General features: G+C 42.7%; 16 protein-coding genes. 6 read left to right on the forward strand and 10 right to left on the reverse strand.

The window, feature by feature from the left end:
* Positions 1 to 7 precede the first annotated feature (7 nt).
* Complete coding sequence (rfaD, locus tag ACIPUA_RS04725) at positions 8 to 946, reverse strand: ADP-glyceromanno-heptose 6-epimerase (RefSeq protein WP_042846722.1); 939 nt, start codon at positions 944 to 946, stop codon at positions 8 to 10.
* 229 nt (positions 947 to 1,175) lie between these two features.
* Here rfaD and ACIPUA_RS04730 point away from each other — a divergent pair, with 229 nt between their 5' ends.
* Together ACIPUA_RS04730 and tdh are read left to right on the forward strand one after the other, a co-directional pair.
* Positions 1,176 to 2,372 (forward strand): glycine C-acetyltransferase, encoded by a 1,197-nt coding sequence (locus tag ACIPUA_RS04730; RefSeq protein WP_449059326.1) that lies wholly within the window; start codon positions 1,176 to 1,178, stop codon positions 2,370 to 2,372.
* A gap of 11 nt (positions 2,373 to 2,383) precedes the next feature.
* On the forward strand, positions 2,384 to 3,409 hold the full coding sequence (tdh, locus tag ACIPUA_RS04735) for an L-threonine 3-dehydrogenase (RefSeq protein WP_166685496.1): 1,026 nt from the start codon (positions 2,384 to 2,386) through the stop codon (positions 3,407 to 3,409).
* A 93-nt stretch (positions 3,410 to 3,502) separates the two neighbouring features.
* Here the strand turns inward: tdh and ACIPUA_RS04740 are convergent, their stop codons facing one another.
* Together ACIPUA_RS04740 and envC are read right to left on the reverse strand one after the other, a co-directional pair.
* A complete protein-coding gene (locus ACIPUA_RS04740) occupies positions 3,503 to 4,516 on the reverse strand; it encodes a divergent polysaccharide deacetylase family protein (protein ID WP_449059327.1) in 1,014 nt (337 codons plus the stop codon).
* Between the two features lie 34 nt (positions 4,517 to 4,550).
* A complete protein-coding gene (gene envC / locus ACIPUA_RS04745) occupies positions 4,551 to 5,840 on the reverse strand; it encodes a murein hydrolase activator EnvC (protein WP_042846717.1) in 1,290 nt (429 codons plus the stop codon).
* 436 nt (positions 5,841 to 6,276) lie between these two features.
* Between envC and ACIPUA_RS04750 the strand changes: the two genes are divergently transcribed.
* The 4 genes from ACIPUA_RS04750 (at position 6,277) to cysE (ending at position 9,461) form a co-directional block, all read left to right on the forward strand.
* Positions 6,277 to 6,714 carry a rhodanese-like domain-containing protein gene (locus tag ACIPUA_RS04750; RefSeq protein WP_042846716.1) on the forward strand — a complete coding sequence of 146 codons (438 nt, stop codon included), beginning with the start codon at positions 6,277 to 6,279 and terminating at the stop codon, positions 6,712 to 6,714.
* A 357-nt stretch (positions 6,715 to 7,071) separates the two neighbouring features.
* The gene (gene secB, locus ACIPUA_RS04755) at positions 7,072 to 7,548 is read left to right on the forward strand and encodes a protein-export chaperone SecB (RefSeq protein ID WP_042846715.1); all 477 of its coding nucleotides are present in this window, start codon (positions 7,072 to 7,074) and stop codon (positions 7,546 to 7,548) included.
* Positions 7,548 to 8,576, forward strand: a complete 1,029-nt coding sequence (gene gpsA, locus ACIPUA_RS04760; protein ID WP_042846714.1) for an NAD(P)H-dependent glycerol-3-phosphate dehydrogenase — start codon at positions 7,548 to 7,550, stop codon at positions 8,574 to 8,576. Before secB ends, gpsA begins: the two co-directional genes overlap by 1 nt.
* A gap of 63 nt (positions 8,577 to 8,639) precedes the next feature.
* A complete protein-coding gene (gene cysE / locus ACIPUA_RS04765; protein ID WP_042846713.1) occupies positions 8,640 to 9,461 on the forward strand; it encodes a serine O-acetyltransferase in 822 nt (273 codons plus the stop codon).
* A gap of 44 nt (positions 9,462 to 9,505) precedes the next feature.
* Here cysE and ACIPUA_RS04770 read toward each other — a convergent pair whose 3' ends face one another.
* The 7 genes from ACIPUA_RS04770 to ACIPUA_RS04800 all read right to left on the reverse strand — a co-directional run.
* Positions 9,506 to 9,766, reverse strand: a complete 261-nt coding sequence (locus tag ACIPUA_RS04770) for a hypothetical protein (RefSeq protein WP_197974813.1) — start codon at positions 9,764 to 9,766, stop codon at positions 9,506 to 9,508.
* Between the two features lie 29 nt (positions 9,767 to 9,795).
* Positions 9,796 to 10,299 (reverse strand): tRNA (uridine(34)/cytosine(34)/5-carboxymethylaminomethyluridine(34)-2'-O)-methyltransferase TrmL, encoded by a 504-nt coding sequence (gene trmL, locus ACIPUA_RS04775; protein ID WP_042846710.1) that lies wholly within the window; start codon positions 10,297 to 10,299, stop codon positions 9,796 to 9,798.
* A gap of 164 nt (positions 10,300 to 10,463) precedes the next feature.
* Positions 10,464 to 11,489, reverse strand: coding sequence for a UDP-glucose 4-epimerase GalE (galE, locus tag ACIPUA_RS04780; RefSeq protein ID WP_449059328.1), 1,026 nt, complete (start codon positions 11,487 to 11,489; stop codon positions 10,464 to 10,466).
* A gap of 17 nt (positions 11,490 to 11,506) precedes the next feature.
* Positions 11,507 to 13,585: a polysaccharide biosynthesis tyrosine autokinase gene (locus ACIPUA_RS04785; protein WP_449059329.1), complete on the reverse strand. Its 2,079-nt coding sequence runs from the start codon at positions 13,583 to 13,585 to the stop codon at positions 11,507 to 11,509.
* A 35-nt stretch (positions 13,586 to 13,620) separates the two neighbouring features.
* Positions 13,621 to 14,049: an arsenate reductase/protein-tyrosine-phosphatase family protein gene (locus ACIPUA_RS04790; protein WP_048605720.1), complete on the reverse strand. Its 429-nt coding sequence runs from the start codon at positions 14,047 to 14,049 to the stop codon at positions 13,621 to 13,623.
* A gap of 5 nt (positions 14,050 to 14,054) precedes the next feature.
* Complete coding sequence (locus ACIPUA_RS04795) at positions 14,055 to 15,209, reverse strand: polysaccharide export protein (RefSeq protein WP_449059330.1); 1,155 nt, start codon at positions 15,207 to 15,209, stop codon at positions 14,055 to 14,057.
* A gap of 159 nt (positions 15,210 to 15,368) precedes the next feature.
* Positions 15,369 to 16,423 (reverse strand): nucleotide sugar dehydrogenase (locus tag ACIPUA_RS04800; RefSeq protein WP_449059321.1); only part of this gene is annotated, 1,055 nt, incomplete at its 5' end.

A 16,423-nucleotide genomic window follows, 5' to 3' on the forward strand; every position in this document is an offset into this window, starting at 1 on the left:
ATAATAATTACGCGTCTTTATTTAGCCATTGCATATATTCAGCAACACCTTCTGCAACCGTCTTAAATGGTGCAGTATAGCCGGCGGCACGTAGCTTAGTGAGGTCAGCTTGTGTGAAGCTTTGGTAGCGGCCTTTTAATTTTTCAGGGAATTCAATATATTCGATAGCGACATTTTTATCTTTGTGGAATTCAGTGACTGCATCAGCAACGGCTTGGAAAGATTCCGCTCGCCCTGTACCGCAGTTAAAAATACCTGAAACATTATTTTCCCAGAACCACAAGTTAACCGCGGCTACATCACCGACATAAATAAAGTCACGACGGAAACCATCGCTACCTTCGAACAGTTTTGGACTTTGCCCTTCATTAATTTGCTTATTTAGGTGATAAGCAACGCTTGCCATGCTGCCTTTATGGTTTTCATTTGGCCCATAGACGTTGAAATAACGGAAGCCACAGACTTGCGAACCCGCTTCAGGCAAAATTTCGCGAACGTATTGGTCAAACTGGAATTTTGAATAGCCATATACATTCAACGGTTTTTCAAATTGGCGCTCTTCGATAAAATTATCGCTACGGCCGCCATATGTCGCCGCTGATGAGGCGTATAAGAAGGGAATTTCCCGCTCTAAACAGTAGTGTAGTAACTCTTTAGAATATTGATAGTTATTATCCATCATATATTTGCCATCCCACTCAGTGGTTGATGAGCAAGCACCTTCATGGAATACCGCGTCCACATCACCGAAATCATCACCGGCAATGATACTAACAATAAAATCTTCTTTGTCTGCGTAATCGGCAATATCAAGGTCAACAAGGTTGGCAAATTTAGTGCCATCTTTCAGATTATCGACTACTAGGATATCTGTGCGGCCAATTGCGTTTAGAGCTCTAATAATATTGCTGCCAATAAAGCCAGCTCCACCAGTGACTATGATCATTGGATATACCTCAAATGGGTTAAAAAAATAGAATAACAATGGGTGACTATAATAACACCTCTTTCCATCGACAGCAGTATTGTTAATAGAGATTTGAACTAGTGTGTTAATCAGAACAAGGCCATTATCGTGATCTTGCCTACAAACTTCACTTATTTGTGCTGTGAATGTCGCTACCAACAGAGACTATTATTAAACTCTATTAATAGTCATTATACAGGAACAAATCATGTCAGATAAATTTTACCAGCAGATCCAAGACCAATTGGTGCAAATTGAAGCGGATGGGTTATTTAAAAATGAACGCATCATTACCACTTCACAAGATGCTGACATTGAAATTATCGGCGGCCAGCGAGTGATTAACTTTTGCGCAAATAACTACCTTGGGCTGGCGAACCATCCTGCATTGATTGAGGCGGCAAAGCAAGGAATGGATAGCCATGGTTTTGGAATGGCTTCTGTACGGTTTATTTGTGGTACCCAAGACAGCCATAAGGTTCTCGAACACAAGCTCGCTGACTTTCTTGGTATGGAAGATGCTATTTTGTATTCTTCTTGTTTTGACGCAAACGGTGGGTTATTTGAAACATTACTAGGGCCTGAAGATGCAATTATTTCAGATGCATTAAATCATGCTTCAATTATTGATGGTGTCAGGCTAAGTAAAGCAAAATGTTACCGTTATAGTAATAACAACATGGCCGAGTTAAAAACACGTCTTGAAGAAGCGAAAAGCGCGGGGGCTCGGCATATTCTAATTGCCACAGATGGCGTATTTTCGATGGACGGTGTCATCGCTGACCTTCAGTCAATTTGCGACCTTGCTGATGAATATCAAGCTTTAGTCATGGTTGATGATTCTCACGCAGTTGGCTTTGTGGGGGAAAATGGCCGTGGTAGCCATGAGTACTGCAATGTTATGGGGCGCGTCGATATTATTACAGGAACATTAGGAAAAGCACTGGGGGGAGCCTCTGGTGGGTATACCGCTGCGAGAAAAGAGGTCGTTGAATGGTTACGTCAGCGTTCTCGCCCGTATTTATTTTCCAATTCCCTTGCGCCAGCCATTGTTGCTGCATCCATTAAAGTCATCGATATGATGAGTGAAGGGCAACATTTACGTGAGAAGTTATGGAATAACGCCATGTTATTTAGGGAGAAAATGACATTGGCTGGTTTTACGCTCGCGGGGGCTGATCACGCAATTATCCCCGTTATGTTAGGGGATGCGAAGTTAGCCCAAGTATTCGCCAAAGAGCTTCTTAATGAAGGTATTTATGTTACCGGCTTTTTCTATCCTGTTGTGCCGCAAGGCCAAGCTAGGATACGTACCCAAATGTCTGCAGCACATAGTAAGGAGGATATTTTACACGCCGTTGAAGCATTCACCCGCATAGGTAAAAAACTAAACATAATCAAATAATAAGGCCGTCTATGAAAGCACTGTCCAAATTAAAAACAGAGCCAGGTATATGGATGACAGATGTTCCTAAACCGGAACTTGGGCACAATGATGTGATGATAAAAATTCGTAAAACCGCTATTTGTGGTACGGATGTCCATATCTATAACTGGGATGAATGGTCGCAAAAAACGATCCCTGTCCCTATGGTGGTCGGTCATGAATATATAGGGGAAATTGTTGCCATTGGGCAGGAAGTGAAAGGTTTTAATATTGGTGACCGGGTCTCTGGTGAGGGGCATATTACCTGTGGTCATTGCCGAAACTGTCGTGGTGGCCGTACCCATCTTTGCCGTAATACTATAGGCGTGGGGGTCAACCGTACTGGCTGCTTTGCTGAATACTTAGTTATCCCCGCATTCAATGCCTTTAAAATTCCCGATAATATCCCTGATGAAATTGCCGCTATTTTTGACCCTTTTGGCAATGCAGTTCATACCGCACTATCCTTTGATTTGGTTGGGGAAGATGTTCTGGTTTCAGGCGCAGGCCCTATCGGTATTATGGCTGCCGCAGTTTGCCGACACGTTGGTGCCCGCCATGTTGTGATCACAGATGTTAATGACTATCGTCTTGAATTAGCGAAAAAAATGGGGGTGTCACGAGCGGTCAATGTCAGTCGTGAAAATTTAAAAGATGTAATGAACGAACTTGGTATGAAAGAAGGCTTTGATGTCGCATTAGAGGTTTCAGGCGCCCCAGCCGCTTTTCAAACCATGTTAGATACCATGAACCACGGTGGGCGAATTGCATTATTAGGGATCCCCCCAGCTTCGATGGCGACGGATTGGAGCCAAGTCATATTCAAGGGGCTGTTTATTAAAGGGATCTATGGCCGGGAAATGTTCGAAACATGGTACAAAATGGCGACCCTAGTACAATCAGGGTTAGACTTATCACCGATTATTACTCACCAATTTCCGATTGATGAGTTCCAAAAAGGCTTTGATATCATGTGCTCAGGGCAGTCTGGTAAAGTTATATTAAATTGGGATTAACTTTTATAACGTAATGTCCCTTTTCCCCCTTCTGCATTATTTCCACGCCAGAAGGGGACTACCACCTGTTGAATAGCTTATGACTTGGGTTGTTTAGTCTTTTAATAAAAGAGGTTGTAAGGCCTTGTCGTGATAAATCCCTTCAACTACAAACATAATAAAATCAATTCCTTGTGGTTTATTCTTTGGTGTTTCAAACTCGCAAAGACCTAATTCTGCGGGGGGAGCTTCAACCGTTGTCACCTCTTGTTCGGGCTCGGGTTGTACCTGTACTTCTTCTTCCGGTGTTACGGATGGCGGAGTGGAAGATTCACTATTTTGTGGTTGCTTCGCTTCTTCCGATAGCATTCTGAGTGATTTTGCAGGTTGTTTATCGGCTGGTTGTGGGCTAAGCAGCGAACTAACCGCAACAAGTTCAATATCCGCAGGGAGCTGTGGAAGGTACTTTTGCAAAGCACGTACTGTGGATGGGTGAGGGTGGCCAATCGCAACGGCACTGCCATGTTTACGTGCATAGGCAACGGCTTTGTTAAGTTGACTGCGGGTTTCTTCTTCCGATTGGTGGTTATCGATAAAAATATGGCGGCGTAAGGTTGGCACACCGTATTCTTTCGCCGCATTTTTCACTTGTGTATTACCAATGGTGACACTATCTAAGAAAAATAAATTCGATTGTGACAGGCTGTGCATGACATTACGCATCCCCGGTAAGCTCGATGTCATCTCGCTACCCATATGATTATTCATACCTTTTGCATAGGGTACCCGTTGAATCGCATTCTTAATGAGTCGGTCAATATCCTCTGCACTCATTGAGGGGGATAATGTATCTTTTTCTAAAGGCTGGTTACTCAATGGCTTCATTGGCATATGGATTAAAATATCCCGCCCTTGCTGATGGGCCTTTTCTGCCACTTCACGACCGTGTGGAGAGCTTGGTAAGATAGCAATAGTGACCGCGGCTGGTAACGCTAAAATTTGGTTATCTTCTTTGACTCGGTAACCAAAGTCATCAATAACGATAGCCAGTTTTGCTGCACTCACCTGTAGACACACCATTAACAAAGAACATCCAATGAGTAATCTAAAGGGTAAGTACTTCAACATAATTTTATCCTAATCTTTTAAATTTAACGTTTTGCTATCGGCCCAACCAAGGTCGGGGGTTTACGGTTTTACCTTGTCTACGGATTTCAAAGTACAAAGCAGGGCGTTCTTGGCCACCACTACTACCGACTAAGGCAATAGGCTGACCCGCTCGAACTTCTTGGCCAACATTCACTAATGCGCTTTGGTTATATCCATAAAGGCTCATATCACCTTTACCATGTTCAACGACCACAACCAGCCCATAACCTTGTAGCCAGTCGGCCAGTAACACTCTGCCATCTGCAATGGCTTTTACTTGCGTGCCTTCATTTGCCGCAATAACCATACCTTTCCAGCGTAATTCACTAGAGATAACATCACCATAGTTATGCAGTAATGAACCGCGAACTGGCCAAATTGCTTGCCCAGCAGGGCGCCCTAATCCACCTGTTCGAGACATAAGTGAGCGTTCACTTTCTGACGGTTTATAAGTTGAACCTTTTTGTTTTGCTTGGCGTTCTTTTTCTGCTACTTGTGCACGGATACGAGCAGCTTCACGGGCTTCTCGCTCAGCTCTTGCTTTTGCTTCCCGCTCAGCACGTGCAATTTTGTCTCGTAGCCTTGCTTCGTTTTGTTTTAGGACCGCAAGGTTCTTTTGGTCCTCTTTTAATGTGCTTTCGAGCGCATTTAATGTTTTTTGGCGCGAAGCTCGGGCATTATCGAGTTTGCGCTTTTCTTGCTGTTGACGCGCAAGAGTTGTTTTTTGTTCCGCTTGTTTTTTCTGTTCCAGTTGCTTTTGTTCTTGTAGCGTTTGAGTTGTTTCTTCCAGTGCGGCTATGTTTTTTTCACGAGCCTGATTTAAATAACTGTAATAGGCTAAAATGCGCTCTTCACGCTGACCTTCTTCACCTTTAAACATTAAGGTAAGCCCTTGATGCTTCCCTAAGCGAAAGGCTGCATCAAGTTGGTCCGCCAGCAGTTTTTCTTGCTGTTGTTTCTTTATTTGGAGTTGTTTTATATTATTATTTAATGAAACTATTTCTTTATCTAATTGTTTTAATTGGTTTTGTGTTTCATGCAAACTACGGCCAGCAGCCGAAATACTTTGTTCTTGCTGCTTGAGTTGATTAAGCAGTGCCGAGCGCTTAGCTTGCTGTTCTTTAACACTTTTTTCTTTTTCGGCAATATTTTTCAGTAAATCGTGTAATTGCCCTTTATTTTCGGTGATCTGATTGGCAAATACGGTGTGGGTAGGGATGAGAGTAAACAGCCCTAAACCCAATAGAGCAGTAATAGCCTGACGAAGAAATGATGCTTTCATTCGATGATGTATATTGGCCATTGTGATAGTTCACCTCAATTAAGTACGATAACTGATTATTTCATCTGCAAGTTATGGTTTCCAGCACTCTCTAACAAATAGTATTGAAAACATTTACAAATTCGGATTTTTGCCCTGAGATAAAGGTTAATTAAGTTAAATTATATAGTTTTATTATCACTGATTTATTTTGTATAGCTAGTATTCAATCATTTTTTTATTATTGAACCCCTATTTAATCCATCACTTAGACCCGTTTAGCCATGTTTATGTTAAAATGTCTGCGTACAGTTTCGCGATACAAATGTTATTTTCCAGTGGTTCGGTATTCATTTTGCGTGCTTTACCGCAAAAAAAACACTGTAGTTTGTGTGAATTGGCTGTAATTAGCTCAACACAAAGGTATACTCTGAACCCTTTGATATTCGTTTTTAACTAACGGGAGTGATTGCCCCCCATGATCCAAGAAATCATGCAATTTGTAAGCCGGAACATGTTATTGAGTCTGGTTTGGATAGCGTTATTAGTTGCTGTGGTCGTAATGACCTTTAAAGGTCTTTTCTCTAAAACGAAAGTGATTGCTCGTTCACAGGCGATTACACTGATTAATAAAGAAGAGGCAGTTGTTGTGGATTTGCGTACTCGTGACGATTTCCGCAAAGGGCATATAATTGATTCTATTAACTTAACACCGTCTGAAATTAAAGATAACAATTTAGGCGAATTAGAAAAACATAAACAGAAACCCGTCATTATTGTTTCTGCGAGTGGAATGGAATCAGCTAAACCTGCTGAGCAACTTGCGCAATACGGTTTTGAAAAAGTTTTTGTCCTAAAAGAAGGGATTGCTGGCTGGGCAGGTGAAAACCTTCCATTAGCTCGTGGTAAGAAGTAGTTACCATATATAATAGTTAATCTTGAGTTGCATGTATTAATATGTAACTTGGGTAGTGCAATGCAGAGAGTCTTCTGTAACTCAAAATGCAATTATTTGGGTTACAGTTAGGCGCAAGTGAAGGTATCCAAGGAGCCTACATCAGTATGTGACTTGGGTAGCGCGATGCAGCGAACACCTTCTGTGGCTTAAGAAACAAGGCTTTCCTTGGGTTATTTGGGCTACAGGCAGGCAGCAAATGAAGGTATCCAAGGAGCCTACATCAGTATGTGACTTGGGTAGCGCAATGCAGCGAACACCCCTGTAACTCGAAGAATAACAGGGAAAACTCATATGGAAGTTAAAAGGTACTAAACTATGTCAGAACAAAACAACTCAGAAATGGTATTTCAAATTCAACGTATTTATGCAAAAGACGTTTCATTTGAAGCACCTAACGCGCCTCATATTTTTCAACAAGAGTGGCAGCCAGAAATTAAATTGGATTTAGATACATCTTCAAATCAGCTGTCAGAAGGCGTTTATGAAGTTGTTTTACGTGTCACGACCACGGCAACGTTAGGTGAAGAAACCGCATTCCTGTGTGAAGTTCAACAAGCAGGCGTTTTCTCTATCGAAGGTATTGATGGGACTCAAATGGCGCATTGCTTAGGTGCATACTGCCCGAATATCCTGTTCCCATATGCACGTGAAGCGATTACTAGCTTAGTGGGTCGTGGTACATTCCCACAATTGAACTTAGCGCCAGTTAACTTTGATGCACTGTTCATGAACTACTTACAGCAGCAACAAGGTGAACAAGCGCAGAACTCAGAAGCTCAACAGGACGCTTAATGGATACTGCTTCAATGACAGTGATCGGTGCCGGCTCGTACGGCACCGCTTTAGCCATTACGTTGGCGCGTAATGCACATCAGGTCGTGTTATGGGGTCATGACCCAAAACACATTCGTCAATTAGAACAAGATCGTAGCAATCAGGCTTTTTTGCCTGGCGTTTCTTTCCCTGATAGTTTATCTCTCGAAACGGACTTAAAACGTGCCGTTGAGGCGAGCTCGAATATCTTGATAGTCGTCCCTAGCCATGTTTTTGGTGATGTACTAAAACAAATCCAACCTTATTTACGAGCAGATTCGCGCATTATTTGGGCGACGAAAGGCTTAGAAAGGGATACCGGTCGTTTGTTACAAGATGTGGCACGTGAGGTATTAGGCAATGAAATTCCTCTAGCAGTTTTGTCTGGGCCTACCTTTGCAAAAGAGCTAGCAGCAGGCTTGCCAACAGCAATATCGGTGGCGGCAAGTGATAGCCAATTTGGTGATGACCTACAACAACTTTTCCATTGTGGTAAAAGCTTTCGGGTTTATAAAAACCCAGATATGGTTGGGGTGCAACTTGGTGGCGCAGTCAAAAATGTGATTGCTATCGGGGCGGGTATTTCAGATGGCATGGGCTTTGGTGCCAATGCACGGACTGCTTTGATCACCCGTGGCCTTGCTGAAATGAGCCGCTTAGGTGCAGCACTCGGTGCTGACCCTTCAACCTTTATGGGGATGGCAGGGCTTGGCGATTTAGTGTTAACTTGTACTGATAACCAGTCTCGTAACCGCCGTTTTGGTATGATGTTAGGCGATGGCATAACGGTTGAACAGGCAGAAAAAGAGATTGGCCAAGTGGTTGAAGGTTATCGGAATACTAAAGAAGTCCGTGCTCTTGCTGAACGTGCTGGGGTGGAAATGCCAATTACAGAGCAAATCTATCAAATCCTCTATTGCCATAAAAATGTACTAGAGGCGGCGCAAGCATTACTGGGGCGAGCGACCAAAGATGAAATTGCTGATATGCCAAAACTGCATGATTAATAAAATTAACCGCATTAAGAAGTTACATAATAGGTAATTATAAAAATAGATAGGTGAGTGATTATGTCGCGTGAAGAATTGGATAGAATTTGGGGCTTCATTAAAGAAGAAGCGAAGTCGCTTGCTGACTGCGAACCACTCCTAGCCAGTTTTTTTAACGCGACATTATTAAAGCATGATAACTTGGGTAGCGCACTTAGCTATATGTTAGCGAATAAACTCAGTTCACCTATCATGCCTGCTCTTGAAGTCCGCGAAATCGTTGAAGAAGCATATCGCAATGACGAAGGCATGATTTTCTCCGCAGCAATGGACTTAGCTGCGGTTCGCCTACGTGACCCTGCCGTTGATAAATATTCCACTCCATTATTGTACCTGAAAGGCTTCCACGCCTTGCAAGCCTATCGCATCGGGAATTGGCTGTGGAAAGAAGGTCGCCAAGCGCTGGCGGTTTACCTGCAAAATCAAATTTCTGTTTCATTTGGTGTCGATATTCACCCCGCAGCTCGTATTGGTTGCGGTATTATGCTTGACCACGCAACAGGCATTGTAATTGGTGAAACGGCTATTGTGGAAAACGATGTATCTATCTTGCAATCGGTTACCCTCGGCGGTACTGGGAAAACCTGTGGCGACCGTCATCCTAAAGTCAGAGAAGGGGTGATGATTGGCGCGGGGGCTAAAATTTTAGGTAATATTGAAATTGGTCGCGGCGCAAAAATTGGTGCGGGTTCGGTTGTTCTTCATCCTGTTCCGCCACATACTACCGTTGCAGGGGTCCCTGCGAAGGTTGTTGGTAAGCCAAGTAGCGAAATGCCATCCTTAGAAATGGACCAAAACTTTAACGGCAGTATTTATGGTTTTGAAGATGGTGATGGGATTTGAGTTGCGGGAAGGCGTAATAGGTAGTGAGTTGCTCACTATCGTTGTTATTCTTCAGCAGTATATTTTTTAAACATATATCCCATCTTAAACTGAGTAATCGATTTATTTAAATGTTCGGCATTAGCGGGTGAACGTAATAAATAAGTGGTTTCATCGATACGACCTAATGGGGTATTCGTGGATTGCTCAGTTTGTTTAGTAAAAGGCTCTTCCATTAAAATATCTCGCTTATGTTCAGAAAAGTCACCTATCCCTCTAAATAATTCGAGCGGCACATTGCTTGGGTATTGGTGTGAAGCCAACACCCATATTGCTTGAAGTATGGCTAGGGGGGCTAGTCTTTTAGCAACGCCCCTGCATACCCCAGCTGTCTCCATGCTTCAAACACCACAACCGCCACGGAGTTGGATAAATTCATACTGCGGCTATCGGCTAGCATTGGAATACGAATTTTTTGCTCCATTGGCATGTTATCGAGAACATAGGGTGGCAACCCGCGTGTTTCCGGGCCAAACATCAAATAGTCATTTTGTTGGTAACTGACATTACTGTGGCTGGGTTTACCTTTGGTGGTTAAGGCGAAGACGCGAGCCCCACTTTCTGACTGGTTATTATCGGGGTTTAACCCCTCACTTTTTAAGAATGCGTAATAATCATGGTGATGTTTGATATCAGCAAACTCGCTGTAATCCAACCCTGCACGGCGTAGGCGCTTATCATCCCAAGTAAAGCCTAATGGGTGAATAAGGTGTAAATCAAAACCGGTATTAGCGCAAAGACGAATGATGTTGCCGGTATTTGGTGGTATTTCTGGTTCGAATAAGACGATGTGTGGCATAACGTTAAGCTGATATTTGTAATGATGAAATAAATGATGGGTAGAGTTTACGCGCAAATGGGTTTGTTTTCATGTGGAACTTTTATTTGCGGGTTAAAAATTATTTGCACTCTAAAAACAAGAAACGAGCCATAAAGGCTCGTTTCTGAATTAACTCGTTGAGGTTAGCTGTTATAACCGTTAGGGTTCATAGACTGCCAACGCCAAACATCATCTGCCATATCTTGGATAGAATACTGTGCCGTCCAGCCTAAGTCTTGTGCTGCTTTTGCCGGAGTTGACCAATATTCAGCAATATCACCAGGGCGGCGGTCTGAAATAGTATAAGGGATTGGTTTACCAACCGCTTTTTCAAATGCAGCCACCACCTCTAATACACTGGTGCCTGTACCTGTACCAAGGTTATAAATATGAAGCCCTGCTTGCTGACTAACTTTATTTAGTGCAGCAATATGCCCATCAGCCAAATCCATTACATGAATATAGTCACGAACGCCGGTCCCATCTTTAGTCGGGTAATCACCACCAAACACAGCGAGCTCTTTACGACGACCAACTGCCACTTGTGCGATAAATGGTGTCAGGTTATTTGGAATACCATTCGGGTCTTCCCCCATCAAACCTGAATTATGCGCACCGACAGGGTTAAAATAGCGCAGTAATGAGATAGACCACTCGTTATCTGCAATGTTTAAGTCAGTCAAAATACGCTCAACCATATATTTACTGGTGCCATATGGGCTATTCGTATTACCAACAGAAGCCTCTTCCGTTAATGGTATATGCTCAGGTTCACCATACACTGTCGCCGATGAGCTAAAAATTAGGCTTTTTACGCCCGCTTTTTTCATGCTTTCCACTAATACCAATGTGCCATTGACGTTAACATCATAGTATTCAATCGGTTTCTGTACTGACTCACCAACCGCTTTTAACCCAGCAAAGTGGATCACTGAGTGAATTTGGTGATTAGCAAAAATAGTGTCTAAAATCTGGCTATCGCGCACATCACCTTGGTAAAAGACCGGCTTAACACCCGTGATAGCTTCAATGCGGTTAAGCACTTCAAGGTTAGCATTATGCAGGTTATCTAAAATAATCGGCTGCATTCCCTGCTGGATCATTTGCACACAGGTATGGCTACCAATATAGCCAAGACCACCAGTGACTAAAACTTGTTTGCCATCCATCTCAAACTCCCTGAGCCTTAGTATTCGTAGTGGTAGTTATAGTCGTCAGACCTTGCATCAATACCGTTGAGGATCACTCCGGTGATTTCGATATCATTTTGCTTAAAGCGTTTCAGTGATAAATCAACATCTTTCACCGTATTCACACCATAGAAAGCAATCAATAACGAGGTGCCAACATATTTACCAATAATGGCAGAGTCGGTGATCGCCAAGATTGGGGCGGTATCGATCACCACAATATCGTATTGGTTTTTGACTTTATCGAGCAACTGTTTAAAGCGCTCGCCCATCAGTAACTCAGAGGAGTGAGTGACATTTTTACCACGGCAAATCACATCTAAATTTTCAATCACATTAGAATGAATGGTAGGTGACTCTAGGTTTGACTGAGATAAATATTCAGATAACCCGGCTTTATTATTTAACCCAAAGGCTTTGTGTAAACGGCCTTTGCGTAAGTCGGTATCGATTAATAACACTTTCTTACCTGCGTTAGCCAGTACCACCGCCATATTGGAGGTAACAAAACTTTTCCCGACACCGGGTGAGGCACTGGTGACCATAACTAGGTTGTTACCTTGGTTCATCACCGAAAAATAGACACTGGTGCGTAAGGAACGGATTGCTTCTACTGCGGTATCGGCTGGGTTTTCTATTGCCAATGGGCTCTTGTTGCCAGCCTCAATCAGTTTTTTCTCATGGGCTGAGAAAGGAATGGTGGCATAGACATTAATCCCGAGCGCATCGATATCTTCAGTACTTTTAATTTTATTATTAAAGAACTCGCGAGCTATCACATATGCACAACCGATAATAAAGCCAAGGATAGTGGCAAGAGCAACAATCAGTGATTTTTTCGGAGCTATAGGTTTTGGTTGTGATTCAGCGGAGTCGATAATACGCACATCCGCAGTGATACCGGAGTTTAATACGCTGAGTTCTTGCTGTTTCGCCACCAACTGAGTGTAAATAGCTTGCTCTGCTGCGACATCGCGAGTTAAACGGACAATCTCTTGTTGGGTATTCGGCAGCTTTTGAATATTTTTGCTGATTTTTTCTTTTTCCCGTAACAGTTGTTGGCGTTTGTCTAATAGGGACTGATAAGCCGGGTGGTTACGGGTATATAACTGTTGAATTTCTACTTCTTTAAATGTCAGCTCATTGAGTTTCTCTTCGACCTGCAAAGCAGTATCTAAAGCGGCTTTGGCTTCTAAAGAGAGGTCAATAGACTCATTCTTTTTGCGAAACGCATTAAGCTGGTTTTCGTAGTTATCTAATTTCTTTTTAATGGTCGGTAAGTAGCCTTCTAAGAACACTAAGGTGTTATTAGTGACTTCTTTTTTACGTTCAGTGTTCTGGTCGACATAGTTTTGGATAACACTATTGAGGATTTTAACATTTTCGGTTTTATCTGCCCCTTTAATCGCTAAGCTGATAATCCCTGTCCCTTTTCCCACTTCAGTAATGGTTAAGGTATTACGTAAGTCTTCAATCGTCGAGTAGCGGGCATTTTTAACTAAAGTAAATTCCTCGCCAGTTTCTGCAGCAAAGCTTGAGATCAATAAGCTAATCTCGCCTTGTTGTAACACCTCCCCCACTTTGCCTTGCAATACTTGCCCATCAATATTTAAGGAGTATTGGCCATTCCCCAAATAGGTTAATATAAATGGCTGACCAATCAGGTTTTCAGGTAACTGAAATAGGGCAATATCAACAGGTGCTACTTCACCAAGTAACTTACTGACAAAGCCTTCAGGGGCTGCTTGAGTGTCTAAGTTCAAGTCTGCAACGGTTTTACCTAACACCATGCGGGACTTGATGACTTCAATTTCAGAGTCGACTTGGTTATTGCTGTTACCAAATGGCATGACATCACTCATTTGGTCGAGTAATGAAACCTGACCTAATTTGTCATACTGTAAGGTCGCATTCGCTTGGTAAATTGGTGTTGCGAGTAGGCTATAGGCTATGGCAATGGCTGCAAAAATAACAGTAAAAAACCCAATTTTAATGGTATTGGATTTCAAAACTTTAAACAGAGCGAGCAGATCGATTTCATCTGAGGCAGGGGAGCTATTTTTTGTTGTGTTCATAATAGGTTAAATGTTTAGTCATCCAATAAATAAAATTAAATTTTTCCTTGCCAAGCAATCGCGGCTTTTTCCATTAACTGATAAACATGTTCAAACATTTCATCACTGCGTTTATGGGGGTCAGGGATCTCGGTTTTGTTAATCCACTGGCCAAACAACATCACTTTGCCACGGGTTTCAGGAAACAGTTGGTGGATTTTAGCAATATGGTCATTTTCCATCACTAGGATTAAGTCGGTTTTTTTACATAATTCGCTAGTTAAACGACGGGACTGATGGTTTTCCAAAGAAAGGCTATGTTGCTGTGCAATGCGGATGGCACTGTCATACGCGGGTCTATCATTTTTAGCAATAATGCCCGCAGAATGAACAGTTTTTTCGGGAAAATACTGTTGTAATAAACGCTCCCCCGTAGGAGAGCGACAGATATTACCCATACAAACAACTAGGATATGGTTAAACATGGCTATTACCAATCGTGAATACGTTTAGTGCCTTCAGTTAACTGATTATAGGTGGCAATGGTTGGTAATAACTGAGTGATTAAACGGTTCCAACGTACCACTGGTGCCGCAGTGACATACACTAAATCATAAGGTTGTAACTTAAACTCAGTACCCATTACGAGTGAGGTGGCATCGGATAAATCTAACTGATATACCGCTGCCATTTTTTTCGGTAGTAACGCTTCGAGTTCTTTATCTTCTGCTGGCTGGTTCTTAATTGGGCGAATAACAAATACACCTGTAGCTTGGGCTGTTTCTTGCTTAATTCCATTTGCTTTGCTAAGTGCCTCAGTGATGCTCATGCCTGCACGGTCGATGGTAAGGGTAGTTGGTTGACCCACTTCACCCATCACAAACACTTTTTGGTTATCATTACGCGGCACATACAGGACATCACCTGATAGCATTAGATGGTTTTGGGTTAAATCCCCATATTGCACAAGGGATTGCAGTGAAATTCGAGTTTCTTTGCCATTACGCGTTAAAACTACATTATCCCAATCGGCTTTTTCGGTTAAGCCACCGGCATTATTAAAGGCTTCTAAAATAGTTAGCGGCACGTTAGTAATTGGCAAAGTACCCGGTTTTGCCACTTCACCTGATACATACATTTTCTGCGAGCGGAAAGCGGCAATGCTGACATCCACTTGTGGGGATTCAATATAGGTGGCTAAGCGGTTACTGATTAAGGTACGGATTTCAGTGACGGTTTTACCGATGACTTTCACTTTACCAATATACGGGTAGTAGATGGTGCCATCTGAATGTACCCAGTTACCCGAGTCTTGCGCACTACGGTAAGAACCTGCAGGGATGGTTAGTTCAGGGTGGTCCCAAACCGTAATGGTTAAGACATCACCCGCTCCCACCCGGTATTCATAGTGAGTAAGTTGTTTTTCTAACTGAGAGTTTGGCTTGGCGATAGTTGGGGCGGTGTACATATCGTCCAAGAGTTTTGGTGAAATGGGGTAGATATCCACCAATTTGGTGATATCACGGTCACCGGTATCAACCACATTTTTGCCAGAGGTTGACATATAGGCACCCGGGGTGATGGTGCAGCCGGTCAATAAAATACTGATAGTTAATAGTGTAAGTGGGAGGGGCTTCCTAAACACGGTACCATCCTATGATAAAAAATGATTAGATAAGGTATAAGTGATGATGGGGATCATCATTCCCACTTATACGTATTACTACAATGAGGAGTAGTTTATATTGATGTTCTATATTAGGCAAAAACTGCGATTCTAAAAATTGAATTTAGTTATTACAAACTAATCGTTACCGAACAAGTCACGGGTGTAGACTTTACTCGCTACGTCTTCCAACTCAGGCACCATGCGGTTGGCTAAAATAATGTCGCACTGAGCCTTAAATTCCGCTAAGTCATTGACCACTTTTGAACGGAAAAACTCAGGTTCATTTAAAACAGGTTCATACACCACCACTTCAATGCCCTTGGCTTTGATGCGTTTCATCACACCTTGTACCGCTGAAGCACGGAAGTTATCAGAGCCCGCTTTCATCACTAAGCGATAAACCCCCACTTTGTGTGGTGCTTTAGCAATAATGGCATCAGAAATAAAGTCTTTACGGGTACGGTTGGATTCGACAATGGCGTTAATCAAGTTATTTGGCACGTCATCGTAATTAGCCAGTAGCTGTTTGGTATCTTTCGGCAAACAATAACCGCCGTAACCGAATGATGGGTTGTTATAATGGCTACCAATACGTGGGTCTAAAGAGACACCTTCAATGATTTGGCGTGCATTTAAGCCACGGCTTTCTGCATAAGTGTCGAGTTCATTAAAATACGCCACACGCATCGCCAAATAGGTATTGGCAAACAGTTTAATGGCTTCGGCTTCGGTTCCATCAGTAAATAACACCGGAACGTCTTTTTTGATGGCACCTTCTAGCAGTAAATCAGCAAAAACCTTTGCACGCTCAGAACGCTCCCCGACCACAATGCGGGAAGGGTGTAAGTTATCCCACAGAGCACGGCCTTCACGTAAAAATTCAGGGGAGAAAATCACGTTGGTGTAACCAAACTCTTCACGTAAACGCTCAGTAAAGCCCACAGGAATGGTGGATTTCACAATAATCGTCGCTGCGGGGTTAATGTTATTCACGTCATGAATAACAGATTCAACCGATTGAGTATTGAAGTAATTGGTTTTTGGGTCGTAGTCTGTTGGCGTCGCCACTATCACATACTGCGCGCCCGTATAGGCTTCGTTTTTATCTTCTGTGGCACGGAAATTGAGCGTTTTCTCCGTTAAGAATTGCTCAATTTCAGCGTCAACAATCGGTGATTGATGATTGTTTA

It is taken from the genome of Providencia sp. AGC89 (genome assembly GCF_053543535.1).

Excerpts from the sequence above, each read along its gene's own strand:
- rfaD (WP_042846722.1), bottom strand. The coding sequence starts at position 946 with ATGATCATAGTCACTGGTGGAGCTGGCTTTATTGGCAGCAATATTATT.
- ACIPUA_RS04740 (WP_449059327.1), bottom strand. The coding sequence starts at position 4,516 with ATGTTGAAGTACTTACCCTTTAGATTACTCATTGGATGTTCTTTGTTA.
- secB (WP_042846715.1), top strand. The coding sequence starts at position 7,072 with ATGTCAGAACAAAACAACTCAGAAATGGTATTTCAAATTCAACGTATT.
- galE (WP_449059328.1), bottom strand. The coding sequence starts at position 11,489 with ATGGATGGCAAACAAGTTTTAGTCACTGGTGGTCTTGGCTATATTGGT.
- ACIPUA_RS04790 (WP_048605720.1), bottom strand. The coding sequence starts at position 14,049 with ATGTTTAACCATATCCTAGTTGTTTGTATGGGTAATATCTGTCGCTCT.
- gpsA (WP_042846714.1), top strand. The coding sequence starts at position 7,548 with ATGGATACTGCTTCAATGACAGTGATCGGTGCCGGCTCGTACGGCACC.
- ACIPUA_RS04730 (WP_449059326.1), top strand. The coding sequence starts at position 1,176 with ATGTCAGATAAATTTTACCAGCAGATCCAAGACCAATTGGTGCAAATT.
- envC (WP_042846717.1), bottom strand. The coding sequence starts at position 5,840 with ATGGCCAATATACATCATCGAATGAAAGCATCATTTCTTCGTCAGGCT.
- cysE (WP_042846713.1), top strand. The coding sequence starts at position 8,640 with ATGTCGCGTGAAGAATTGGATAGAATTTGGGGCTTCATTAAAGAAGAA.
- ACIPUA_RS04785 (WP_449059329.1), bottom strand. The coding sequence starts at position 13,585 with ATGAACACAACAAAAAATAGCTCCCCTGCCTCAGATGAAATCGATCTG.
- trmL (WP_042846710.1), bottom strand. The coding sequence starts at position 10,299 with ATGCCACACATCGTCTTATTCGAACCAGAAATACCACCAAATACCGGC.
- ACIPUA_RS04750 (WP_042846716.1), top strand. The coding sequence starts at position 6,277 with ATGATCCAAGAAATCATGCAATTTGTAAGCCGGAACATGTTATTGAGT.
- tdh (WP_166685496.1), top strand. The coding sequence starts at position 2,384 with ATGAAAGCACTGTCCAAATTAAAAACAGAGCCAGGTATATGGATGACA.